Source organism: Bacteroidota bacterium (assembly GCA_016706255.1).
In the GTDB taxonomy this organism is placed as follows: Bacteria; Bacteroidota; Bacteroidia; order Chitinophagales; family BACL12; genus UBA7236.
Window position 1 is genome coordinate 1 of sequence record JADJJZ010000018.1, and the last position, 24947, is coordinate 24947.

The 24947-nt window shown below is 37.7% G+C and carries 25 protein-coding genes and 8 pseudogenes; 14 read left to right on the forward strand and 19 right to left on the reverse strand.

Annotation, left to right across the window (positions count from 1 at the left end):
• The first annotated feature begins 768 nt into the window (after window positions 1-768).
• Both IPI65_16340 and IPI65_16345 read left to right on the forward strand, forming a co-directional pair.
• Window positions 769-1284, forward strand: a complete 516-nt coding sequence (locus IPI65_16340) for an SRPBCC domain-containing protein (GenBank protein MBK7443023.1) — start codon at window positions 769-771, stop codon at window positions 1282-1284.
• Window positions 1285-1697: 413 nt separating this feature from the next.
• Window positions 1698-1943, forward strand: coding sequence for a hypothetical protein (locus IPI65_16345; GenBank protein MBK7443024.1), 246 nt, complete (start codon window positions 1698-1700; stop codon window positions 1941-1943).
• On the opposite strand, the gene IPI65_16350 is transcribed toward IPI65_16345, so the two are convergent.
• The 11 genes and pseudogenes from IPI65_16350 to IPI65_16400 all read right to left on the reverse strand — a co-directional run bounded on the left by IPI65_16350 (window position 1922) and on the right by IPI65_16400 (window position 12777).
• The gene (locus IPI65_16350) at window positions 1922-2734 is read right to left on the reverse strand and encodes a T9SS type A sorting domain-containing protein (protein ID MBK7443025.1); all 813 of its coding nucleotides are present in this window, start codon (window positions 2732-2734) and stop codon (window positions 1922-1924) included. The two genes, IPI65_16345 and IPI65_16350, sit on opposite strands and share 22 nt — an antisense overlap.
• 70 nt (window positions 2735-2804) lie before the next feature.
• Entirely contained in the window at window positions 2805-2969 is a 165-nt protein-coding gene (locus tag IPI65_16355; GenBank protein ID MBK7443026.1) for a hypothetical protein, read from the reverse strand.
• 3 nt (window positions 2970-2972) lie between these two features.
• The gene (locus IPI65_16360; protein MBK7443027.1) at window positions 2973-3824 is read right to left on the reverse strand and encodes a hypothetical protein; all 852 of its coding nucleotides are present in this window, start codon (window positions 3822-3824) and stop codon (window positions 2973-2975) included.
• Between the two features lie 185 nt (window positions 3825-4009).
• Complete coding sequence (locus tag IPI65_16365; protein ID MBK7443028.1) at window positions 4010-4483, reverse strand: hypothetical protein; 474 nt, start codon at window positions 4481-4483, stop codon at window positions 4010-4012.
• Between the two features lie 44 nt (window positions 4484-4527).
• Entirely contained in the window at window positions 4528-5139 is a 612-nt protein-coding gene (locus tag IPI65_16370; protein MBK7443029.1) for a hypothetical protein, read from the reverse strand.
• Window positions 5140-5268: 129 nt separating this feature from the next.
• Window positions 5269-6354, reverse strand: coding sequence for a hypothetical protein (locus IPI65_16375; GenBank protein ID MBK7443030.1), 1086 nt, complete (start codon window positions 6352-6354; stop codon window positions 5269-5271).
• Between the two features lie 1771 nt (window positions 6355-8125).
• Complete coding sequence (locus IPI65_16380; protein ID MBK7443031.1) at window positions 8126-8698, reverse strand: hypothetical protein; 573 nt, start codon at window positions 8696-8698, stop codon at window positions 8126-8128.
• A 160-nt stretch (window positions 8699-8858) separates the two neighbouring features.
• The gene (locus IPI65_16385) at window positions 8859-10181 is read right to left on the reverse strand and encodes an alpha/beta fold hydrolase (GenBank protein ID MBK7443032.1); all 1323 of its coding nucleotides are present in this window, start codon (window positions 10179-10181) and stop codon (window positions 8859-8861) included.
• A 262-nt stretch (window positions 10182-10443) separates the two neighbouring features.
• Window positions 10444-11669, reverse strand: a pseudogene (locus IPI65_16390) (pyridoxal phosphate-dependent aminotransferase).
• A gap of 364 nt (window positions 11670-12033) precedes the next feature.
• Window positions 12034-12378: a DUF1573 domain-containing protein gene (locus IPI65_16395; GenBank protein ID MBK7443033.1), complete on the reverse strand. Its 345-nt coding sequence runs from the start codon at window positions 12376-12378 to the stop codon at window positions 12034-12036.
• 111 nt (window positions 12379-12489) lie between these two features.
• A complete protein-coding gene (locus IPI65_16400) occupies window positions 12490-12777 on the reverse strand; it encodes a DUF1573 domain-containing protein (protein ID MBK7443034.1) in 288 nt (95 codons plus the stop codon).
• A gap of 391 nt (window positions 12778-13168) precedes the next feature.
• Here IPI65_16400 and IPI65_16405 point away from each other — a divergent pair.
• From IPI65_16405 to IPI65_16415, 3 pseudogenes are all read left to right on the forward strand, one after another.
• A pseudogene (locus IPI65_16405) lies at window positions 13169-14196 on the forward strand (hypothetical protein).
• A 146-nt stretch (window positions 14197-14342) separates the two neighbouring features.
• Window positions 14343-15447, forward strand: a pseudogene (locus IPI65_16410) (hypothetical protein).
• Between the two features lie 55 nt (window positions 15448-15502).
• Window positions 15503-15698, forward strand: a pseudogene (locus IPI65_16415) (cold shock domain-containing protein).
• Between the two features lie 119 nt (window positions 15699-15817).
• Here IPI65_16415 and IPI65_16420 read toward each other — a convergent pair.
• The 5 genes and pseudogenes from IPI65_16420 to IPI65_16440 form a co-directional block, all read right to left on the reverse strand.
• Window positions 15818-16532 (reverse strand): annotated as a pseudogene (locus IPI65_16420) (YebC/PmpR family DNA-binding transcriptional regulator).
• A 71-nt stretch (window positions 16533-16603) separates the two neighbouring features.
• On the reverse strand, window positions 16604-16759 hold the full coding sequence (locus IPI65_16425; GenBank protein ID MBK7443035.1) for a T9SS type A sorting domain-containing protein: 156 nt from the start codon (window positions 16757-16759) through the stop codon (window positions 16604-16606).
• Window positions 16756-17250: a hypothetical protein gene (locus IPI65_16430; GenBank protein ID MBK7443036.1), complete on the reverse strand. Its 495-nt coding sequence runs from the start codon at window positions 17248-17250 to the stop codon at window positions 16756-16758. The genes IPI65_16425 and IPI65_16430 overlap by 4 nt, the downstream gene beginning before the upstream one ends.
• Complete coding sequence (locus IPI65_16435) at window positions 17178-18227, reverse strand: CotH kinase family protein (protein MBK7443037.1); 1050 nt, start codon at window positions 18225-18227, stop codon at window positions 17178-17180. The genes IPI65_16430 and IPI65_16435 overlap by 73 nt, the downstream gene beginning before the upstream one ends.
• 116 nt (window positions 18228-18343) lie before the next feature.
• Complete coding sequence (locus tag IPI65_16440) at window positions 18344-18658, reverse strand: hypothetical protein (protein MBK7443038.1); 315 nt, start codon at window positions 18656-18658, stop codon at window positions 18344-18346.
• A 16-nt stretch (window positions 18659-18674) separates the two neighbouring features.
• Between IPI65_16440 and IPI65_16445 the strand changes: the two are divergent.
• The 4 genes and pseudogenes from IPI65_16445 (at window position 18675) to IPI65_16460 (ending at window position 19986) form a co-directional block, all read left to right on the forward strand.
• A pseudogene (locus IPI65_16445) lies at window positions 18675-19072 on the forward strand (hypothetical protein).
• Window positions 19073-19090: 18 nt separating this feature from the next.
• Window positions 19091-19267, forward strand: coding sequence for a hypothetical protein (locus IPI65_16450; GenBank protein ID MBK7443039.1), 177 nt, complete (start codon window positions 19091-19093; stop codon window positions 19265-19267).
• Window positions 19268-19475: 208 nt separating this feature from the next.
• On the forward strand, window positions 19476-19802 hold the full coding sequence (locus IPI65_16455) for a hypothetical protein (protein MBK7443040.1): 327 nt from the start codon (window positions 19476-19478) through the stop codon (window positions 19800-19802).
• 13 nt (window positions 19803-19815) lie between these two features.
• Window positions 19816-19986, forward strand: coding sequence for a hypothetical protein (locus IPI65_16460; protein ID MBK7443041.1), 171 nt, complete (start codon window positions 19816-19818; stop codon window positions 19984-19986).
• Between the two features lie 543 nt (window positions 19987-20529).
• Here IPI65_16460 and IPI65_16465 read toward each other — a convergent pair.
• From IPI65_16465 to IPI65_16475, 3 genes and pseudogenes are all read right to left on the reverse strand, one after another.
• Window positions 20530-20706, reverse strand: a pseudogene (locus IPI65_16465) (PhzF family phenazine biosynthesis protein).
• A gap of 300 nt (window positions 20707-21006) precedes the next feature.
• Window positions 21007-21096, reverse strand: a pseudogene (locus IPI65_16470) (PhzF family phenazine biosynthesis protein).
• Window positions 21097-21549: 453 nt separating this feature from the next.
• On the reverse strand, window positions 21550-21753 hold the full coding sequence (locus IPI65_16475; protein MBK7443042.1) for a hypothetical protein: 204 nt from the start codon (window positions 21751-21753) through the stop codon (window positions 21550-21552).
• 847 nt (window positions 21754-22600) lie between these two features.
• Here IPI65_16475 and IPI65_16480 point away from each other — a divergent pair.
• From IPI65_16480 to IPI65_16500, 5 genes are all read left to right on the forward strand, one after another.
• Window positions 22601-22786: a hypothetical protein gene (locus tag IPI65_16480; GenBank protein MBK7443043.1), complete on the forward strand. Its 186-nt coding sequence runs from the start codon at window positions 22601-22603 to the stop codon at window positions 22784-22786.
• A gap of 574 nt (window positions 22787-23360) precedes the next feature.
• Window positions 23361-23570 (forward strand): hypothetical protein, encoded by a 210-nt coding sequence (locus IPI65_16485; GenBank protein ID MBK7443044.1) that lies wholly within the window; start codon window positions 23361-23363, stop codon window positions 23568-23570.
• On the forward strand, window positions 23567-23707 hold the full coding sequence (locus IPI65_16490) for a hypothetical protein (protein ID MBK7443045.1): 141 nt from the start codon (window positions 23567-23569) through the stop codon (window positions 23705-23707). The genes IPI65_16485 and IPI65_16490 overlap by 4 nt, the downstream gene beginning before the upstream one ends.
• The gene (locus IPI65_16495) at window positions 23704-23877 is read left to right on the forward strand and encodes a hypothetical protein (protein MBK7443046.1); all 174 of its coding nucleotides are present in this window, start codon (window positions 23704-23706) and stop codon (window positions 23875-23877) included. Before IPI65_16490 ends, IPI65_16495 begins: the two co-directional genes overlap by 4 nt.
• 177 nt (window positions 23878-24054) lie before the next feature.
• The gene (locus tag IPI65_16500) at window positions 24055-24243 is read left to right on the forward strand and encodes a hypothetical protein (protein MBK7443047.1); all 189 of its coding nucleotides are present in this window, start codon (window positions 24055-24057) and stop codon (window positions 24241-24243) included.
• Window positions 24244-24947: the final 704 nt, after the last annotated feature.

Here is a 24947-nt window from a genome sequence, read left to right on the forward strand (position 1 = left end):
AGAAGGGTCGATTGGTGTTCCTAAAATAAAAGCACCAATTATATCAAGTAAACAACTTGGGCTTTTTGACTGAATGAGTAAAACTAATCCCAACATAAGCACAATCATAAATAATTAATTACTACTTATGACTTGTAAAAGCAGTTATAACTAATACAATTTAAAAGATTACATAAATCGCTCGATATTTAATTCTGCGATCTTGATGCGGATGTGTTTATTAAAATAAGTGGTTGCCTTAACCTAATAATACATCATTTCTCTGGTGTAAGTTTTGAGGTTTAGATTAATTATAAATTATTTTCTCAACAAATGCTATTCCCTCACTGCAATTATTTCAAACACTGTATTTTTGTAAATCATGAATTGCCCTTAGATTTTTTCTTCATTTTCGTAAAATGCAATGCAATAATATTAATGAAATCCTTTAAAAGAATTTTTAGCCTCAGCGATTTGCACCCCCGTAATTAGCAAAAAAAATAATATGAATCCCGATTATAGCATCAATAGTATATCTCAAAGCTTTAGAAAATTGCAAAGCATTTTTTCTAAATAATGGCGTTTTATAAAGAATATGAAATCTTCTAAATCAAACTTAAAGGTTAAAGTTCAATAACAAAGTAAAGATAATCCCTTAACTTTACTTTAGTGGTGGCGAAAAGCAAAGTTAAATACTTCAGTAATGCAATTCAACAAACTTGACCAAAGGAGCTTGTAACAATTGTGTTTCAAGGCATTTACTTTTCCCTATTTTTGACCTCTATACATATGCAGCCTGTATTTCGTTATTACCTGTTTACTTTATTATGTTTATTGCTATTCACTGTCGATGGCAAAAGCCAAATCCTATGCACACCCAACGAAATCAGAACAGAAATCACCATTAACGCTTCCGCAGCTGAAGCTTGGCAATTATTGACTGATTTTGATGCTTATGCCAATTGGCATCCATATATTTTACAGATTGAAGGTAAAGTTGCGCTGAAGGAGAAAATTAAAGTGACAACTATTGATGCAGATTCAACTACAGATAAATTTTCGGCCTTTATTTTGGTGTTTGAACCGAATAAACAATTAGCCTGGGGCGGTTCGCTGGGGTTTATTTTTAGTGCTAAACATTACTATATTATTGAACCAATTAATGATAACCAAATACTTTTTAGTTCAGGGGAATATTGGCATGGGATATTCGGGAAAAATTATGGAAAAAAGATTTACCTCGAAACCTACCAAAAATTTAGCGCCATGAACGAAAAAATGAAATCCCTGCTGGAAGCTGAATAATAGCTACAAATGAATTGATAGTGTTGTCGTGGAGTTTCCAACTCCTGACGCCACCCCGGTCTCCGACCGAAATAAGGTAAGTACGATAAATTTTCTCAAGTATTTACAAAAATATACCGCAAAACCCGCTAATTGACGCAATTGTTGGTAGTTATTCGCTGTTGTATTATTTTAGCTTATTATTAATTAAAAAAATATTATGGCAATACTCAAATTTAATACTACTATTACTGCTCCAAAACAAAGGTTATGGAATGTGCTTTGGGATGATGTTTCCCTATCGTAAATGGACTGTTTTTTTCATGAAGGCTCTCATGCTGTAAGCAGTTGGGAGCAGGGTGGCAGGATCGTGTTTCTTGGCCCTAACGGTGATGGCATGTATAGTATGATTGAAAAAGGATGACTGTAAAACAATGGTGTTCAAATATTTAGGTGAAATTAAAAATGGAGAACGTATTGCTAAAGATTGGGGTGATGCTACCGAAAGTTATTTCCTTGAAGAAAAAGATGGAATTACCACATTAAACGTGCAATTAAATATGGGCGCAGAAGCCGGTATGGAGGATTATTTTAATGGTGCCTTCCAAAGACTCGAAGTGGTGAAACAACTAAGAAGGTTAATTTGTTTCAATGTTTATCACTGTTTTACGATAATATAATTATTAGCGGAGGATTCTGTTGTTATTAGCAACAAATAAGTGCCTGCGAGAAGTCTTTCTTTTTGCATACCAATGGTGTGGTGACCGGTATTTATAATGCCATGACTTTTATTGTATAACATTTCGCCCTGCATATTTAACAATTTGAAGGTCACAGTTTCCGGTTTATCGAGTGTCAAATGATATATATTAAAATTATTGTCAGATGGATTCGGGAATATGGAAACATTTAATGGGATATCGGGTGTGTTTATCGGACTGGTATAAGAAAACTCTTTTAAAACGATTTTATTTTCCGGGTCAAAAGTAACGGCAGTAGCAATTTTAGAAAAATGGAAGTTGAAATTTTGATTATTGACATTATTAAAAATAGTTATTAAAGTATCGCTGCCATCACTGAAATTAAACAACAATTCCACAGGCATAGTAAAAAACGGCGGATCTAATTGTGTTTGATTTATTGTATAATTTACAGTTGAGGCATCCACTTCCGGGTAAACATAATAGGTATTTGCATAAACTGGATGATTTGGTTGTTTCAGCCATTCATCAAAAAAATAATCAAGTGCTATTCCGGAATTTTCACTGAAATATGATGCAAAATCATCAATACTTACATTTTTATACATAAAATTAAATGTGTCGGTGGTATATGCTTTCAGCGTTGCAAAAAATGTGCTGTCGCCCACAATATTTCTTAACATATGGATTACGCAAGGTGCTTTGACATAGGTTATTACATCATTAAACAACGTATCGAACGGAGGTGTATGTGTAGCCCAGCTCTCCATTGAAATTGGAAAACCCGGATTTTCCTCACACTAATAATTTGCATATTCGGTAATTGAATCTTCCAATGCATCAGCACCTGTCAAATGGGTTACCCCATAGTAATTCATTATAAGATGCAAATCCCTCATTCATAAAAATGTCGGCCCAGCTTTTTGGCGAAATTAAATCTCCAAACCATTGATGCGCCAGTTCGTGCGACAACAGCCATTCGCTCCAGCAATTTTTACAAATGATGGTTTACACTTTGATTTTCCATGCCTTCTGAATAAAATTCAATAGAACTTGCATTTGCATATTTTTCGAAAGGGTAATCTCCATATAATTCGCCAAATAATCCAGCATGAGGGGCATCGTTGTTTCTGTTGTTCCAATGTCTTCACTATTTGCATAATAATAGGTAAGTGGAATACTATCTTCCGGATGTGTAAGCGGATGCCAATAATTAATATCAGCAATATAATTTGTTTTGCCCACTAGAGCAACAAGGTATGTAGACATCGGATCGCGACTTTTCCAATGAAACGTTTTTATGCCATCGGAAACAGTTGTATCCAATAAACTGCCATTAGCGGCTATTTCTGCATTTTCAGGACCTGAGACATATATTTCAACGGTAGCTTTATCGGTGGGCTTGTCGTAACAAACAAACCAGTTATGCGCACCTTCGGGCTCACAATCGGTGTATATATAACCATTATAAGCATAAAATGAAGGGTCAACAACATCTTTATGATGGTAATAAATGGGTATTACTAAAGTATCATCCGGATTATACGTTGTATTCAATGTTATCGTCACATAATCAGCATCCTGAACAAATGAAATTGCAGGAAATGCAACAGAGTCGACTATTAATTTCGATTTTTTAGCGTCAAATACTAGCGCACTAAGTGTTGAATCAACTTCCAAGGTTATTATTTCTGTGGCATAATACAAAGAGGGATACGGTGGAAGAAAATTGTCGTATAAATCTAAATGTAACTCATAATTCAGCACATCAAAACGATGTGGTGTCACTGCACCGATTTGTGCCTCAGTTGTTGAGAAAAATAACGGAGTAAATAATAACAGGAGTAATATTTTTTTCATAATTATTTTTCTTTTTATTTGAAACTAAGATTTCTTTTTTAAAAAATGCTTTCTACTTCCCATTATATCCACTCATGGCTAGAATCATAAGCGGGTCATCAATTTCAATTAAATCGATAATGGCTTGTTTTTTATTTGCAGCATTTTGATAATATGTTTTTGCAATGCGGTAACCAATAAATAACCTAAGTCGGATGGTCGGGTAGTTGATGCTGCGCCATTATACAACCAGTTATTTGCATCAGCATTACATAAAGTAGATTTAAATTCGTTCCATAATTCAGCTTCATGTGCATAACCATAAGTATCGGTATCACCATAATTGGTAGTGCCGTAATTAATTCACCAATAAAATTTGCCACACCTTCATCAAGACATTCATCCAACTGGTTACAAACAACTGCACCCGGTTTTAACAGATATTTCTGTTGTGTGTGAATGGCTTCATGTGCAATAATTGCTTTAATTCGTTGTGGAATTTTAGATTTTTCGCCGGTTGTGGTGAGTTCAGTGCCAATTAAAATAAATTCACTTGTTGTGGTTCCACCTGTGCGCATAGCACCAATTGAAAAACATACCTGAAAGGGTTTAAAATTCGGATAAATAATTTTTAGGCTGTCAAATACAGTTTCAATAAGTGGCAGCGCCTCCATTGCCATGTAAGTATTTTCACGCACGTCTGCATACGCAGCATATTGTGTTTTTAATTTTTTAAATACTCGGGTGCATACAAATCGCGAACTTTTATAAACTGCAGAAAACCGTTGGTGGCTAAATCAAAATAGTAGTTTTGGATTGTTGTGATACTATCATAATAATTTTTACAAGTGGTCAGTTTATCAAAGGCCACCCAAAAATGATTTATGTCAGCCGTTAAAACATGTTGTTTGTTTTCTTCTACCAGTTGATTTAATAAATTGTTCCTTTCGTCTTTTTCTTTTTTATTAAATTTTTTAACATAAAAACTAACGGTGCCGGATTCAGGATTATAATCACCTTCAAGTTTTTTGATATAAAAAGTAAGTTGCTCCGATTTTAACGCCTCATAAAATAACACTTCCTGTCCGAAAGTGCCGTTGTCTGTATCTTTATAGCCGATGGTGTCATTATTTGGATTCTTCAGGATTAATTCCACATCAAGACCATCCTGCATGACATAAAATTGAAATAATTCGCCTTTTTTAACAGTAACAGGCATAACAATTTGTTGTGTGCTGCTAACTGCAGTTTGACTGTTCCAAGTATTTATTGCATAAGGTACTGCCAGGCAATTGAGTGCGAAGAGGCAGCAAATGGTAAGGATAATTGATTTCATATTTAAGGTTAAACAAAAATATAAAATTAAATCAACTAGCAACTAGAACATTTTTTAAAAATAAAAAACCACATCAATTTATGTTAACAAATTGATGTGGTCTAATAAACGTGTTTCAGCTAATTTAACTCAGGAAGTTCGCTCCCAACGGATATTTAAATTATATTTTCCTTTAACACCTAACATACTACCCTTGATATCGGCATTTAGTTGCCTCGAAAAAGCTGTGCCAACAGGTATTACAGGCGGAATATTAAAAATAAAGTTATCGGTAATAATATCTGAAGTATCTATTAGTGCTGTACCCGGAATAAGAAAACCAAATAGATATATGCCGGCACCTAATAACATTGTTAACAATCCAAAAATTCCAATTGGTGCAAGAACAGGAATGGCACTTAACATCATCATGGCAAAACCAATTTCGAAAACGGCAATACTGATTATTGCCATAATTAATGCAATGTCCCCATCTCGTTCCTCGTTTGCCAGGTCTTTTTCCTTAACTATAAATCCGGCAAGGAAGTTTTGAGGAAATGTACCTGCAGCTCTTAAATCAAAATCCTGTAGTGTATTGCCTAATTGTTTAGTTTCTCCTTTTTTTATTTTGCCGACATTTATTCGCGGAATGGCATTTACCTGGCCTAAGGCATTAACAGTAAATCCTGTTATGCTGATTTCATCTTTAAATACATCTTGTGTTTTAATACAATGGATATTGTCTAAAAACAAACTCAGTGTTCGTGGATTTAAACCTATTGGTTGGGGAGGTGTTTTTTGTACAGATAATTTGCTGCCAATATTTAATTTGCCACTAAATTTATTTTGTGCTGTAGTGGTTAATTTATTTTTTTCAGATTCAGTTAAACGAAATGTTTCCGGTATTTGAATTGTTCTAATTTGTTCAAAACATGGTTTATCCGATTTTAAATTAACAGTGGCTAAATCGCCAAAACGCAGTTGCATTTGTATGGAATTTAAACCGGTAACTGTTTCAACTTTACTAAAAAAAGGTGCCTGCTTATTTTTAGGTGTATTGTGATATAAATTTAACAACAATCGCTCTGCACTTTTTGGATCGGCAGGCAAAGGGTAAGTTGCCGGTGACTTAACATGAGCCGCAACCTTTGCAAAAGTAAGTTCAAGCATTTGATTTAATCTGGCTTTCATAAATTCAGCCTTAACTTCGGGTATGCCTAATTCCTGGTAGTTCATAATTGTTTTTGTTGTAAAAATATCCCTGTATGCAGCTGAAGGCAATCACATTAAGATGTGATTTTGTGGTAATGTGTACATAGCATTGAATGCTACGGACGATGGATTAATTTATTAATGTACCAATGAACAGCCGAAACCTTTGTGAGTGTTAACATTCTGCGTTGTTGTTTTACATTTAACTATAATTCACAAGTTAAAAATATGAAACCTCTAGGAGGCTTTTGTTTATAGGTAAAATGACATGTTGTGGCATTATTTTACATTAATCTTTAATGCACATTTCTTGTGTCACCCTGCCTCGCCCAGCAGGTAAACCGCTGGGGTTTGCTTTGATTCTTTGAAGGTATTTTTTCTACAATCGTTTCACCCCTACCTTATCAGGAAGGTAAAGCGATGCGGTTTTGTTTATGTTTGAAATGGCATGCTGAGTTATGATTTTACATTTTTTGCTTCAGCGACATTTTTGTGTCACCCGCTGGGGGTTCCACTGATTCTTGGGGAATTTTTTTCTACCAATCTTTCACCGCTATGCGGTTTTGTTTATATGTAAAGAAATGACATTATGGGCTATTAATTTACATTGAATTTTAATTCAAGTTAAAAATATGAAACCACTACGTGGTTTTTGTTTATATGTAAAGTGACATGCTGTGTTATTATTTACATTTTACTATAATTCGCATTTTGTGTCACCCCTGCCTCGTCCGGCAGGTAAACCTACGGGGGTTCAACTGATTCATAGGGGAGGTTCTGTTATACCATTCTGTCACCTCTACGAGGTTTGATTGTATGTAAAAAATAAAATGATTCGATTTAATTTTTAATTATCTCATAATCGAGCGGTGAGGATAGAAAATATTCGAATACTTTATGCTAATTAAATTTAACGATGATTCAACCGCGTAGACTTTACCTTCCTGATAAGGCAGGGGTGATACGTTTGTAACAAAAGATACCTTCTAGAATCGAAGGGAACCCTGAGGTGAAAGAAAATTTAAATCGAGGCAAAATGTTGAATCAAAACTAAAATTAAAATTAACGATAAACCAACCGCGTAGCGGTTGCATACTTTTAACAAAAATGTAAATCGAGGCAAAATGTTGAATCAAAACTAAAAATTAAATTTTACGATGCACCAACCACATCGCTTACCTTCCCCTGATAAGGTAGGTGAAATGTTGGTAGCAAAAATGCCGTCCCTAGAACCAATAGAACGCAGCCTTGCCTGCCGGACAAGGCAGGGGTGAAACAAAAAATGTGAATCGAGGCAAACTAGTTGAATCAAAACTAAAAATTATATGTAACGATAACCCAACCGCATCGCGGTGAAAGATTGGTAGAAAAATGCCCTCCCAAGAAACAGGTAAACCCCAGCGGGGTGACACAAAAATTGTGATTCAAACAAAAGTTGTTTTTGGTTAACCTGATAATTTGCTTAAAACGTTGCGATTGGAACGATGCAGAAACTCCTAGTCCGGATCGCAGTGGAAACAAGCTAATGTACCAATGTGTTAATGTGCTGATGTGCTAATGGAACAGCGGGTTTTGAGGTTGATTTATAATTTAATGCTTGTTGCAACGAAGAGCCGGTAGGGGATTTTATTGGGGGTGGGGGATGTTGCTACTCCAAAAATGTTTTCTTCAAGCTGCTTTGTTTTGCAGTTTGGTGCGGAAAACGCTGAGTTTTAAATTTTCGCTCATCATGTGGATGCCGTTGTAAATCATGACTAAACTTACCATCATAATGACGTGACTGATGTCTTTGTAATTAAACCAGGGGCTCAGCGAAAATTGTTGAGTGTGAATTAAAACGGTAAAAACGAAATGCCCATTCCGACATGATCCAGCCGCTGCCGGAATGACTGCGTTGCCAGGCGATGAAGTGGGTTAAAAAAATGAGGAATAACCCCGCCGCTGCGTGAATTTTAAATATTTCGAAATTATTGCTGATAAAGGTGTAAGCCATGAATACGGCGAGCAATACAAAATTGGTAATCGTTAAAAATTTGCGCACACCGGAATCCATATTTGTGAAGCGGATGGTGGCTTTGAGGGCAAAAAACACGGAAATGCTGCTAAAAACGGTCATCGCCATAAACAGGGTATTATACCACCAGATTGCTTCAGTCCCGTTTAAGGCATGTGCTAAAGCCCCAGTGCCGGTCGAAATACCCATAAATAGAAAAAACATGCGCCACGAATTATTAAAAAAACTCTCGTTGAGCCTATTTTTAATGCGTGCGAACAGGGTAAAACTGATTACCGCTAAAACGATATCTGTTAAACTAGTCACCGGCTCGCCAATGGTAAGTCCGGCCACAGTTATTATCTCTATCTCCAATGCCTGGTCCTGCTGTTTTTGGTCAGTCGGCTATGATTTGCCGACACACAATGTTAAATAAAGTTGTGCAAAGTTACGGCATCTGTATATACATTTTGGTGCCAGAACTTCGAATTCGGACTTATTTAACACTGCTTTCGCGGCTAAACTTACAGACAGGCTATTTTAGCGATAAAATCCACTCAGTGATTACCTGCATGGCATGTTCATTAAATGATTCTGCATTGGTGGCATATTCCATCGGTGAGCCGCTGTTGGAAGTTTGAAATAAATGGTTGAGATTTTCCAGCGGCACAATTTTATAATTTTTGTTTCCGGCAACCTGCAATGCTTTTTCTATTGCGCCGAGATTTTCTTTGTATGGCACTTGTAAATCTGTTGTTCCATTAATTGCCAATACCGGAATTTTTGTTTTTTCGAGCGCAGGACGTGGGTCGTAACTGATAAAATATTTCATCCACATATTTGCATAAAAATCGATGCTTGATGTTGTGTCGGCAATGGTCATTTGAATTTCTTCCAATACATCGGGTGATGTTGCTATGAGAAATTCTTTATTGAGCGCAATAATTTTTTTCGCCATAATTGCTGTATCCGTTTCGGTTTTTACTACCTGAATAATTTGGTGACGCAATTGATTTAAGGCTTTTACTGCAGGTTCACTATAACCGCCTGCTTTTGCAATTAAATCGCCTTGTAAATACAAAATTGAATCGCCTGCAATGCCCGGCCCAGCTATTAAAACAATAAAATCGACATTTTTATTTTGAGTTGCAGCAAGCGGTGCAATTAATCCGCCTTCGCTATGTCCGGCAATTCCAATTTCACTGATATTAAGGTCCTTACGCGATTTTAAATAATTGACTGCAGCACTCGCGTCTGTCGCAAAATCTGCACTCGTTGCCGATTCAAAATTACCTGTCGATTTTGCAATCCCGCGATCATCATAACGCAAAACAATAATACCTTTTCGTGTGAGGTAATCGCTTAATACTAAAAATGGTTCATGACCGAGCAAGGCTTCGTTTCGGTTTTGCGGACCGCTACCGGTAACCAAAACAACAGCTTTAAAAGGACCATTTCCTTCGGGAATTGTAAGCGTTCCTGCCAACGTTACGCTATCGGCCATTTTATTTTGAAACGTTACTTCTTCTTCTTTATAAGGATACGGTTTTACAGGAGTTTGTAAACGTTTAGCGGGCTCAACGGAGTCCACCTTTGCAAGATTTACCGGAAGATTTGAACCACCTTGCATCCATACGCCTGCAATTTCATTTTTTTCGGGATTGTAATTGCCTTTAAATCCGCCGTTGATGGCAGGAATCGTGATATCTAAAACATTATTTGTAAACGTAGTTTTTGTTGTCGGAATACCATAAGCGCCCTGGTCGGGACTGTCGAGCGTTGTAACTAGTGAATCGCCTTGTTCCGACATATTAAAACAATGCGCAGTTCTACACCAACGTTCAGTTTGCTCATCCATTTTCCGGAAATATTTTGGGAGAAGGCATTTGCTGCAATAAAGTTCAGCAGCAGGCAAAACAGCATCCATTTTTCATAACAACTAATTTCCAACAAAGGTAATAGGATGCTTGGTAGCAATGGTATTTTTTCGACGGGCATGGATGTTTATGCGATAAACACGATACAATTTAATACCAACTGATTTAAATATCAGCATACCAATTCACCGTCATGAAATTGAAAAAATAAAAATACCTGCTAATAAAAAAACAAACCGGAAATTAACGCATTTCGCTGCTTACTTTTTCTGCAATTGCAGTTCTGCCGGGATATACTTTTAATGATTCCTGCAAACAATCCATTGCTTTATTAATATCATTTTATTTAATACGTAAGCGATGCGCACTTCATTTTTCCTAATCCCGGGGTAGAATAAAATCCGGTTGCGGGAGCAAGCATTACGGTTTCATTATTATAATTAAATGATTCGAGCAACCACTGACAAAATACATCGGCATCATCGATTGGTAATCGTGCTATTGCATAAAATGCACCACCGGGGTTGGACATAAACACCATCCATCGCATTTAATCGCTGCACACATAAATTGCGGCGTTCAACATATTCTTTTCCACTTCGGTAAAATAAGATTCCGGCACATCTAAAAAATGCTTCTGCCAAAACCTGCTCTAATGTTGGTGGCGATAAACGGGCCTGTGCAAATTTCATTGCCGTTTCCATTACTTTATTATTGCGGGAAATTAATGCTCCGATGCGCGCTCCGCAAGCACTGTAGCGTTTTGAAATGGAATCCATAAGCACCACATTTTCATCTAACCCTTCCAAATTCATTACTGAAAAATGTTCATTACCATCGCACACAAATTCGCGGTACACTTCATCGGCAAATAAAAATAAATCGTATTTGAGAATGAGATCACGCAATTGTATTAATTCTTCTTTTGTATATAAATATCCGGTGGGGTTATTCGGATTACAAATTAAAATTGCTTTTGTTTTTGGTGTAATTAATTTTTCGAATTCAGAAACCGGTGGCAATGCAAATCCGTTTTCAATATGCGACGTGATAGGTTTAATTACAATATTTCCTGCTGTAGAAAATCCATTGTAATTAGCATAAAGTGGTTCAGGAATAATTATTTCATCACCTGCATCTAAACAACTCATCATACCAAACATAATAGCTTCGGAGCCACCTGTTGTAATCATGATTTGATGATGATTAACTTCAATATTTCTGCTTTTATAATATTGAACTAATTTTCTGCGATAAGATTCAAATCCTGCAGAATGCGAATATTCCAACACCTTTAAATCTGTATTTCTCACCGCATCCATCATTTGATGTGGCGTTTCAATATCGGGCTGACCAATATTGAGGTGATAAATTTTAATTCCTCTCAATTTTGCTTTTTCTGCAAATGGCACCAGCTTCCTGATTGGCGAAGCCGGCATGTTATTTCCGCGTGCTGATATTTTTGGCATGTTGCAAAGGTAAGGAATGTGCTGATGTGTTAATGTGCTAATATGCTAATTAAACAGCCGGAGGATGTACCAATGTGCCGATGTAACCAATGGAACAGCCGGATTTGAGCAAAGTGCAAATTCTTAGCTCCACAGCTGACATGGGTCGACTCAAATTGCCAACCTACTCCAACCCCCATCAGCTAATCGGCTAATCAGCTAATTTGCTAATTACTTTTGCGAATCCGGCTCAAATTGCCAACCTACTCCGAACCCCATCAGCTAATCAGCTAATTTGCTAATCAGCTAATTGCCAACCGGGCAAAAAATTCCGTAGGTGCTAACACCTACGGAATTGTCGCAGAATTTATTCAAGATTTAAATATTAATTCCCAAAGATCGACTCCTGAGCGGGAACGCTACCGGTGTCGTCTTTTACCACTGTTCCTTTAAAGGTTAACTTAACACTAGGGGTTGAGGAATTGGATAACACGGTAATGGATTTTGTAAACCCACCTTCGTTTGCTGCATTATATACAGCAGTAACCCAACCTTTTTGTCCCGGTGCTATTGGTTCTTTACTCCAGTCGGTGCTGGTGCAACCGCAGGTTCTTTGCACATCGGTAATAATGAGTGCTTCTTTGCCTGTGTTTACAAACTCAAAACGCGCGGTAGCAGGCACTGCCTGAGGTATTTTACCAAAATCGTAAGTATCGCTTACCCACCAAATGCAGCAGCATTCGGGTTAGTATTTGTTGACGTTTGAGCTGAAACCATTCCGGTTACTGCTACAAAGGCTATGATGGAAAATATTTTTTCATTAGTTAATATTAAAAGCGGATTAATTACCACCTGAGTTAAAAATATTGTTTTGTTCAGGAACACCACCTGCTTGTTCTGATTTTTGAACTGTGCCTTTGAAGTATAATTTTACTGAAGGTGTTTTTGAATCAGACTGAACGGTGATTGCTTTTGTAAAAGGTCCTTCTTTAGCAGCATTAAATTCTGCCATAACAAAACCTTGCTGACCCGGCATAATTGGTTCTTTTGTCCAGTCAGTAATTGTACAACCACAAGTTTTTTGAACGTTTGATATAATAATAGGAGATTTACCGGTATTGGTAAACATAAATTTGTTTTTACCGGAACTCCCTGCGGAATGGTTCCGAAATCGTGTGTTTCTTCAACCCACTGGAATTCACCGGCATTTGGATTAATTACAGGAGTTGCTGTTTCTGAGCCTGTTGCTGGTGAAACAGATGTTTGCGCAAACGAGGCGCTGGCGATCATAATGATCAACGGGAGTGTGTAGAACAATTTTTTCATAATATAATACAATTTTAGTTGTTATGCGATTGAATACAAAAGTAACAAATCCTGAAATTCAGGTTTGAACCCGCGATTTTGATACAAGAATTATACCATCTGTGCATTTGTATTACTTTTTTTTCAAAATACCGCAAAAGCAAATTGTTAGCAGGCATATTTATGTATTTTTGCGCTTACTTAACTGAGGGAATATGTCGGAATTAACGCAAAATAAAAATGTCACATTCGAGTCGTTCAGGCAGGATGTCATCAACGATTTTAAAATGGCCTGTATCAGCCGTGAGGTAAGCCTTATCGGCCGAAAGGAGGTGCTCACCGGAAAGGCCAAATTCGGCATTTTCGGCGATGGCAAAGAAGTGGCTCAGCTCGCCATGGCCAAAGTATTCAAACCAGGTGATTTCCGTTCCGGTTATTACCGCGACCAAACCTTCATGTTTGCCGCAGGAATGGCTACTCCTGAGCAGTTTTTGCTCAATTGTAGCAATTCCGGATACGACTTTAGAGCCAAATTCTGGCGGGCGACAAATGAACGGGCACTTTGCTACGCGTTTGCTCGATGATAATGGCAACTGGAAAGATCAGTTTTCGGTGAATGGAAATGAGGTTACGTTTGCCACAATCGGCGATGCCAGCACATCTGAAGGCATTTTCTGGGAAGCGGTTAATGCAGCCGGGGTTTTAAAAATTCCGATGGCGTTTTTTGTGTGGGATGATGGTTATGGCATCTCTGTTCCACAAAAATATCAGACTACAAAACAAAATATTTCTGAGATACTTTCCGGGTTCCAGTTGGATGAGGAAGGCAATGGTATTCGCATTTACGAAGTAAAGGTTGGGACTACGCAGCGTTGATACAAACGTTCGAAGAAGGAATTTCCCTTTGCCGTCGCGAGCATGTGCCGGTATTTTTCCATGTTACTGAAGTTACCCAGCCGCAAGGGCATTCCACTTCCGGTTCGCACGAGCGTTATAAAAGCAAGGAGCGCCTCGAGTGGGAAGCTGAATGGGATTGTATCCAAAAATGAAATCGTGGATGATTGCTTCGAGCATTGCAACAGATGAACAATTGCAGGGATTTATGGCTGAAGCAAAGGAAACAGCGAAAGGGCAACAAAAATCTGCCTGGAATCAGCATTTGATGTCTATAAAGGCAGACATGGATGTATTATTTTCACTACTAAGTCAGCTGGAAGCCACAGTAACAATAGTTCCGGAGTAGCCAGGTATTGCAGTCGTTAAGGTCAGCAATTGACCCTGTGCGCAGAGATTTGATGCATTCTGCCAAAACTGCTTTAGAGCGAAACTGCAGGTGAATCAACACCTGAACGTGCAGCTTTACAGCAATGGGTTAAACAATATGCCGCTATTAATAATGAACGTTATAATGGTAGTTTATTCAGTAACTCGAATCAGTCTGTTTTAAAGGCAGCGGTTGTTGCTCCTGTTTATGGATCTGAAGCGCATCTGGTTAATGGTTTCGAGATTATCAATAAGTGTTTTGATGCCCATTTTGCGAAAAACGATAAAATTTTCGCTTTTGGCGAAGATTTAGGTAAAATCGGGGATGTGAATCAGGGTTTTGCAGGGTTTGCAGGAAAATATGGTGAAAACCGGATTTTCGACGGGGTATTCGCGAAGCTACCATTGTGGGTCAGGAATTGGTATGGCGATGCGTGGTATGCGTCCGGTTGCTGAAATTCAATATTTGGACTATTTATTATACGGATTACAGCCAATCAGCGATGATCTGGCTACTACAATACCGCACCAAAGGCGGACAAAAAGCACCGGTTATTATCCGCACCAGAGGTCACCGCCTCGAAGGAATATGGCATACCGGCTCGCCAATGGGTATGATTTTACATTCTTGTCGCGGGGTGCATTTATGTGTTCCACGCAACATGACACAGGCAGCAGGTATGTATAATTTGTTGCTGCAATGTGATGAGCCGGCAATTGTGGTTGAGTGTTTAAACGGCTACAGATTGAAAGAGCCGTTACCTGAAAATATTGACACATTTACTGTTCCTTTTGGAGTGCCTGAAATTATTATGGCGGAGAAGATATTACTGTTGTGACTTATGGTTCTACCCTTCGTGTTGTGCAGGATGCCTGTAAATTATTGGCTGAAAAGGTGTCAGTGCAGAGATAATTGATGTGCAAACCCTGATGCCATTTGATATACACGGTATTATTCGTGAGTCGGTGAAACGCACAAGTCGCGTTATTTTTATAGATGAAGATGTTCCGGGTGGGGCTACAGCATATATGATGCAGCAGGTATTTAACGATGATTCACTGTTCCGTTACCTCGATGCTTTCCCGAAATGTTTAAGTGCGAGAGAACCGTTCAGCATATGCAAGTGATGGTGATTATTTCTGTAAACCCAATGAGGAAGACATTTTTGAGGCAATTTACGGGATGATGCATGAGGTAAGTCCTAAAAATTTCCCTTCTATTTATAAATGAAATGTTATAGTTTTGCACCGTTAATCAATTTTTTAATTATTATTTTTTATTTAAAATGGAAACTGGTAAAATTAAATTTTCAATGCCACTAAAGGTTTTGGTTTTATTGTAAAGGACGGAACTAATGAAGAAATTTTCGTTCATCAATCAGGTTTGGTTGATAGGTAAAACAAAACGACCTTGTATCATTCGACATCGTTGACGGCCGTAAAGGAAAAAACGCTGTAAATGTTAAAGTGATTGGAGAATAAAATCCACTGGAAAGAAATAAAAACCCCGGCAATTGTCGGGGTTTTTAAGGTTAGTAAGTTGAGTATTAAAATTTGTGCAACCTTCACCCTAATTAGGTTTCAGGTTTTTTTGGGAGAGATTAATTCTCCTGCATATTGTGAAATACATTCACAACATCATCATCTTCTTCCAGTTTTTCAATCAAGTTGTTAACGAGTGTTTCTGTGTCTGCATTTACTGATGTTTTATTATGTGGAAGGCGCAATAATTCTGCTCCCCATAATTTCCACTTTTAAATCGTCGAGTTTCTTTTGCATGGTGCCGAAATCGTTAAATGTAACTTCTACATAAACAACACCTTCTTCTTCATAAATATCTTCAGCTCCGGCATCAATCAATTCAAGTTCTAATTCATCTAAATTGATTTTTGCGGCTTCAATTTTAAAAATTCCTTTGCGGTCGAATAAATAACCTACAGAGCCGCTGGTTCCTAAAGCACCACCACCACGGCTGAATAATAAACGCACATTGGCAACGGTGCGGGTTGTATTATCTGTTGCACATTCCACCATCAAAGCAATGCCGCCTGGGCCAATTCCTTCGTAAACTACCTCTTCAAATGTGCCTTCTTCCTTGCTTGAAGCACGTTTAATGGCAGAATCAACACGGTCTTTAGGCATGGAAACCGATTTGGCATTCTGAATTGCCAGTCGGAGTTTCGGATTCGTATCCGGATTCGGTCCGCCATTTTTTACAGCAATTGCGATTTCACGACCAATTCGGGTGAAATTTTTCGCCATTGCATCCCAGCGTTTAAATTTTTTCTCTTTGCGATATTCGAAGGCACGTCCCATTGTAATAGTAATTTGAGGATGCAAATTTAATTTGTTCGGGCACAATTGCCAACTATCCTAAAGTTTAGGGCTTAATAAATCACAAATTTGTAGGTAGAAACCTTATCATCAGCGATTAAACGGAAAAAATAGATTCCCGAAGCAATGCCCTCTATATTTAGGGGGTAGATGTAACTTCCTGAACCCATTATTCCTTCACTAATCCTGAAAATCACCTGCCCGTTCAAATCAACCATGTCGAATTGAACAGCAGTAAGGATGTTAATCCAAAAACAACAATGGTAGCATCGCTTGCCGGATTACCTAAAATAATTACGGATTCTGTATATGATGAATCAACCGGTGGAACAATAATTTCGTTGTTTTGTCCGGGTGAAGGTTCTGATAATTCAATAAATGGTCCGCTGAAAAATTTATCACCAAGATAAATATCTGTATTACCGCGATTAAATAATTCGATATAATCTGAATATACACCGTCCTCATCTGCAAGTGTTGCAGTATTAATTGCCATAAATTCGTTAATCACCAAATTGGGAGCTGTGAATCCTATGGGTAGATATAAAGATGCGCAAGCCGGATAATTTGATGATAAACCATCAACATCTGTTGCAGTAATAAAATAATAAAAATCGGTTTCACCAATTAATATTTCAATATCAATTCCATAATTACCATCATTTGCTGCACCATCCTGATGTGTACCATCATCATACATTGGAATTTCCGTAAAGCAAGATTGTCATTACTATAACTAAATGTTACAGTGTTTATTGAAGCATCATCTTCTACCAAAACATTAAACTGTGCATTTGAATTTGCCTGTAATAACCCCGGCATGTGGGTTGGATATTTTATAATAGGTGGAATGGCATTTAACTCCACCTGAGCTAATGTATTATCTGTTCTTGCTATGATAAAATTTTCGATACCATAAGGTGTATGGTCATCAATATCGTTCATATCAAAACCATTGTAAAAATCATCGTACGTATAACCATAATCGAACGACCTGAAAAGGTCTTCAAATGCAGCAGGTGCAATTAATTCGCGAATGGAATCGATATGTGGAATAATCACATCGGGCTGCATGGCGTAGGTTGAAATATAATTAATATAATAACTAAATCTGTCGCGATAAGCATCAACCTGCATGAGACGCTCAACAAGCGGGCGGTCGTCAAAATTCCAGCTATAAATATCGCGTTCCGTCCAGTCGATACCAAACCAGTCGACACCCATTGTATTATCACAATCGTAACTCAAAAATTCAATTTTATCTGTAATAGCGTTGTGATATAAATAAAAATTATTTTGATTGGCGCCGTAATTATCCCAATGGCCTGTAGAAATATCTAAAGCATATATTTTCAGAAACTGGTCAACGTCAAAAACTTTTTCCAGTTCACACTGTAAATTAGCAATTGGTGTATTATTTAAAATTTCAATAAATTCAATCAAATCACTTTTGTCGTTTGCAATTTGATTACTTTCTAATTCATAAGTATTATAAGCGGCCTGATTTGTTCCTTGATAATTTAAATTGCTGCCATAATAACATTTGTATAAATTACCTGAGTCATCACCAAACCGGTCGCGTAAAAATATGTCATCATATTCTTCAGTTAAGGCATATAATCCAAAGTAACTTTCATTAATATAAACACGAACAAAACTTACTCTTCTGGTTGGCAATCCAAGACTATTATAAATATCGAAATAAATTTTTCACGAGCCATTGTCGGGTCGTTATGATTGCCAATAAGATTTAATTTTTTTCGCCCTTCAAATTCCTTCCCGGTTCATAAGTATTAAATGCCACTTAAAATGATTTTTTTGGCAGAACTTAAGGACGTATTACCGCGTAAACGAAATCCGACATTTTGTAAGGTATCCTGCACAAGCGGTGAGTCATATACAAACTGAACAGCATATTCGTGTTCATTTTCCAGGTTTTCATACATTTCATTGAGTGAATCCGGATCCATTGTGATGTAAATGGAATTCACGAGTGTATCATCAAACAGTATACTGTAAGGTGTAATTTGCGCATTTACAACCTGATAACAATAAAACAGTATCCCAAATAGTAAATATTTTCTCAAATCAGGTGTATTTTTAAGCAAAATTAACTGATTTGATATGAAGTTACTTACTGTTGGACTGGCTTGCGGATTTTATTTCCTGATAACCGCTATTAATGCGCAACAAATTGTTGTTCCTGAATGGTCGAAAGGGGTGTTATGGTATCAGATATTTCCGGAGCGATTTTCAAATGGTGATTTATCGAATGATCCAACGTTAGCAGACATAAAAGGTGCATGGCCGCATAATGATACTGCAGCTTGGCATATATCGCCCTGGACGGCAGACTGGTATGCTTTTCAACCAAGGGAAAAGAAAATGAAAGACATTGGATATCAAATGCAACGCAGAAGATATGGTGGCGATATTCAGGCATTATCAACAAACTCGATTATATTCAGTCATTAGGTATTGGCGCTATTTATTTGAATCCATTATTTATGGCACCGAGTTAGCATAAATATGATGCCGCAATGTATCATCATATTGAACCAACATTGGAACTGACCCTGAAGGAGATAAAAAATAATTGCCTGGAAAATCCGATTGATCCTTCAACATGGCAATGGACAAGTGCCGATAAATTGGCATTGAAATTAATTCAGGAATGTCATAAACGCAATATTAAAATCATATTTGATGGTATTTAATCATATGGGAAGAAATAGTTTCGTTTGTTGATGTGGTAAAAAATCAGGAAAAATCTGTTTATAAAAACTGGTTTACCATTAAAAGCTGGATGATCAGATTTTAGGAACCAAATTTGAATACCAAGGCTGGTTTGGTGTTCCTGATTTGCCGGAATAAAAGAAGACAGTAGCGGCATTGTTGCACGAACCGAAACAAGATATTTTTTGATTGCACAAAACGCTGGATGTCGCCGGATGGTGTTACTGCAATAGTATTGATGGATGGAGACTGGATGTTGCATTTTGTGTTGACCACGATTTTTGGAAAAGCTGGAGAATTCATGTTAAATCAATAAATCCTGAGGCTTATTTAACTGCAGAAGTAGTAGATAAACCTAAGTTGGAAAACCCTATTTATACGGAGATGAATTTGATGCTTAATGAATTATGGATTTGCCGTAATTGCACGTCAGAATTTTTATTAATAACAATAATCGAATATCAGTTTCCGCAATTTGATTCATTATTATCGCAATTGGTGCCATTATGGTTATGATATGAGTTTGGTGATGCAAAATTTATACGACAGTCATGACACCCAACGATTTACTTCTTATCTCGTAATAATGATGTTGCCCCGGTTTAGAACCTGGGGCGATTATTTTAATAAAACCAAAGCAGAAAATCCTGTTTATAATCCAGCCAAACCGGATGCATTAGTTTATAAAAACAAATGCTGATGGCATTATTTCAATACACAATCCCGGAGCGCCAATGGTATATTATGGTGATGAGGTTGGTATGTGGGCGCCAATGACCTGATTGCCCGGAAAACCAATGGTTTGGGAAGAATTTAAATAAGGATGAAGTATATAATTATAATGGTAGTAAAAGAACAAACCGGACAAAGTGTTTGAGAAAAATCGTTACGGGTATATTATCAGCAATTAGAAAATTACATCAGGAGTTAAAGTATTACAAAAAGGTGATTTTAAGCCATTGCTGCTTGATGATGTTGCACAGGTATATGTTTTTCAAGAACCTATAATAATAAAACGGCTATTGTTGTAATTAATAACAGCAATAAAATCAGCAGGTGAATTTTATTCAGCCGGGAACAAATTATACCGAATATTTTCAGGAAACCCCAGTAAAATAACCGATAAATTTATTCACCTTTGAATGCAGCTTTGAGCGGACTGGGCGTTTATTCAGTAATTAACAACTTATTTCACCTGTTAAATAAGTAACCGTATTACCGGAAATAAGCACGCGATCGCCGTTTATGATGCTGTGAAATCGGCTTCATACCGTTTGATATTTGCAATGAGGCTAATTCTTTTATTTAATTTCTTGCTCCAGTAATTCATTAATGTTGTTTGAATGGAACCGGTTGCGCTGTCTTCATCAATGCCAAACCAGGCGCAAAAGCGGCAGACAAAATCAACGTTATTTCTTTTGCCGTAACAATAATAACACCTCGACTTTTAATTCGCTGGAGGATACCGAAATCCGGACTTATTCTTTTAATTTTTTCTTCATAATCAAACACATAAATAATCTTCACGTCCGATGTAAATTTCTTTTGGTTCATGCGCAATCCTTTTATTAATTTATCAGGAGCTTCTGGTTTCTAAAATAATCCATCGGAAAATCAAGTTGTAAAACCATTCACTGTTTTTTTTGTTACAAGTTTACCACTTTTAGACATAAATGTACTTACCTCGCCCGGCTGATCTGGCGTAATTAATCCACATGGCTCATGCCAAAGTAGCATGTCCGCATAAATTAACTTCTGTTAATGGTGTAAACCATCTGATATGAAAGGTTTCATCCGGCATTTTAACAAAAAAGCCGTTTCTGCCTGATTATTTTCCATGGCAATTTTTGTAAGGTTGTCTCCTCAGGCCATTCCCTGTTAAAGGCACCACACCGGCAGGATTCCCACCAAAAAGATTATCTGTAAAGGCATCAATTAAATAAAAGGTAAACGCATCGGCTTAATTGTTAATTGCTTCAAAGCGCGCATATCATAATAATTAACTTTTTCAGCATAACAACCGGTCCTAAATGATAATTATCATGATGTAATATGCCGTGAATTACTTCGTAAAACCGTAAATTTTCCTTTAGACGGGAGATAAGGTTCATCCAAAATAGCGCTATCCAGATTTGTTAAATATTGTCTCTAATCCAGCTCCGATTTTTCCAATCGGTTAAGTAAAGCCGACTAAGCCTGAGGTGAAACATTATCCGGGGCATATTTAAATAATTATCGTCAGGTGAAATAAAGTATGCACCGTTTAATTTTCGTAAAACATTTTCGCGCCAGCCAATACAATGTTGCACCAGTTGCCAGGATGCCGAATTAGCATTTGAATTGCCTTTTTCGCAGCTTGTTCCGGTTGTGCCAATCCTGAACCAGTGGTAACCACCTTACCTCCGTCCAGGGTGTGCCATTGTGCTAAATCTGAAAAAGCTTTTTTGAGACGTATGGATTCACTCATGTTAAAGGAATTTTATGCATTAAATCGTTGTGGATGTAAAAATATGAAAATCGGTGAAGTATAATATTTCACGCAATGTAATTTTACCGAGAAGCGGATGTGGTGTAATAAAAGTGGTCTAAATCTTCATCTTTCCAGTTACTGATTTTAGCAATTAATTCTTGATGTAGCTACAAAATGTATTAATCACAGCTTCCGGGTTGTGCCCGTTTTAAGTTGTTTTGAACATAAGCCGAAGAAGCTGTTGCCCCTTCAGCAAGTTTAACATGATATTTTTTCCAGAATCTGCTCATAACTTCTTGTTGCCGGTTGGGCTTTCCAAAAGTAACCGCAGGCCATCCTTGGCAATGAATAGGCTAGCAGTTAAAAGGCTTAATGGTCAAAACCAGATGTTGTGCCTGTTCAGCAGGGCTCCATTTATCGTTTTTTCCGTTCAAAAATACTTCCGGTTGAAACTTTTCCAGCGTTTCAACGGTAAGATTTATGCTAAAATTCAGCTTCAGGGACCTCAATTACCGTCATTTGTATAACGTTTGTGAATAAATTCCTTCATCAAAATAAGGTCAAATTACGCGAATTTCATTGAAATTTGCTGATAATATATTTTCGTTCAAAATTCACACACATACATCTACTTATGTTAAGAATCAGGTTTTCTTACTATGTGCTGTGTTATTCCTTCCTGGCATGTTTTTACATGCTCAAACCAATATTTCCGGTGTAATAAATAATTACTGGGAAGTAATAGGAATGGATAAGTGTAACAACAACGTTACCCTCTGCCTGTAACACCCATTGGCCCAGCTGTTATGAGATCATGTTTTACCTATTCAAATGCGTGGAGTTGATGCTGAAGCTGATAACACAACAGTACGGTTCAATTAATCCTTTGGCCAAAAGTGGTGTTTATGAGATGTTTACGGTTCAGGATATCGCTTTTAACGTAGTTACTTTTAACGAAGTTGTTGGCAGATTATATATGTTGGGTCAGGTCCAACTGGTTCGTGTTCCTGAATATGCTGATGCAAAATGAAGCTGGTGGTGTTACCGGTCAGCCATGGAATGGCACAACTGGTGGCATTATTTCGATGATTGTGACAGGCACACTTACCCTAAACGAAAATATTAAAGGACGCTAAAAACTCAGGTTTCTTATGCTGATGTGGCACCAATACACCGGGTCTTGTAGGGTACCTGATGGTGTCAACGGATTTGTGACAACCTTACCGGAAGAGCAAAGCCGGAAAAAAGGAGAAGGAATTTCTGAAAACGGCGATACTTGCTTGCCCGCGGCGCTTCCCAAAAAATGGTGGTGGTGGGGGAAACGACCGTCAAACCGGCGGTGGTGGTGGTTCCAATTATGCGCGCGGTGGCGATGGCGGACAGTTAATTAACCTTCTGTTGGACCTTGCGGTGGTACTTATCCCGGTTTTGGGGATGGCGGGTAACGTATAGTAATGCCGAAAATCGCATTTGATGCTGGGCGGCGGCGGCGGCGCAGGTAGCTTCCACTTACGGCATTGCTTCCTCCGGCAGGACGAGGTGGTGGAATTATATTAATTCGCGCAAAACACAATAGTTGGAAACGGATTTGGTAATTCGCTCCAATGGTGAAAGTGTTCACCCTCAGTATTGGCACGATGATGGTGCTCCGGGTGGAGGTGCTGCAAAGTACTGCTTTGCTTGAAGTAACTACAATTACTGGTCCACTTACTGTTGAAGTAGTTGGCGGTGATGGAGGTAATGTAGATAATACCGTAGATGGTGTAAACTGCACCGACCCGGTGGCGGTGGCTCCGGTGGTGTTTTATGGATGAACACGCCTGCTATTCCTGCGGGTTTAACCTTATTGGCCAACGGTGGTAACTCCGGAATTACAACCGGTGAAGTAGCAGTTTCTCCATGTTTCAACTCAACAAATTTTGCTCAGGATGGCACAGATGGTGGGTTTTGAATAACCTGGCTATTCCAACACCTACCGATTTATATACCGAACTACCGGTAGATATGATTCCGGATGACGCTGTTGTTTGTGCCGGAAATGAACTGTTTATGAGTGTTGTAATAGGAACAGGTGATTTGAGTTATCACTGGAATGACCCTCTGCTAACAAATAACGCCTGATTTAACCTTTAATCTTTACCAGTGATTCTCACATATGCGGGTAACTGTGACAGATGATTTAGGGGCCGTCAGTTAATTGGTTTTAGGAAGTAGATGTGACTGATTCAGTTACATCCGTGCTTCATCCCGATACTTCATCAGTACTTCGGTAATTTTAGCGACATTATATACAAATAAGTGGCTGATCCATATACCTTATTATGGACACCTAATTATAATATTTCAGATGTAACTGCATTTCTTAATCCGCTTATTAACTCTTATGAAACTACAACTTATTGTGTTACTGCAACACATCCTACAGGTTGCGTTTCTACCGATTGCGTAACCATTTTAGTTGCAGCAGAAGTTGTGTATTTGATTTAATGCATTTACACCAAATGGTGATGGTGTGAATGATATTTTCAGAGTGCCTCCAACAAATAATCTCTATGGAAGAAGAAACTCAATACTTTAAAGTATTTACCCGTTAGTGAACCGGTATACGATTATTTCCAGGAAGGTGGAACCGAAGGTTGGGATGGAAACCGACCCTACAGAAAGATCAGAAATTGGAACTCTGTTTATATCAAAATGATGTGCGACGGTGTTTTGGAAACCTATTCCGGAACCGTTCAATTACTAAGATAATTTTATAAAATATTAAATTAAAAAGCGGATGATCTCAAATGAGCATCCGCTTTTTAACCTATTATCAATAAACTACCGATTAAACATCCATAATAAAACGGGTTTTTCACTGCTTTAATTTTTCATCCACTGCCGAAAAAAAGTTATCTGAAGCTAGCAGGACAGCCCCAGCCTTCAGCGCTACCAATAGGATAAATTGGTGTCATCAGTCACTGCATCCCATGAATGGAAAACAACTTGTCTGTCGTATCTTGCTATTACTGATTCTAAGCCATGCAGATAATATTTTATACCAACAATTCCCATTGGCTATAATCGCGGTTTCAATTTTATATTTTCCGGAGCGAAGAGGTATGGCTGCGTATTACTAAATACCGTATTTTCGGCGCTGTATCCCATACTCCAGGGTTTTGAGCCACAACCATGACTCACCAATCCTG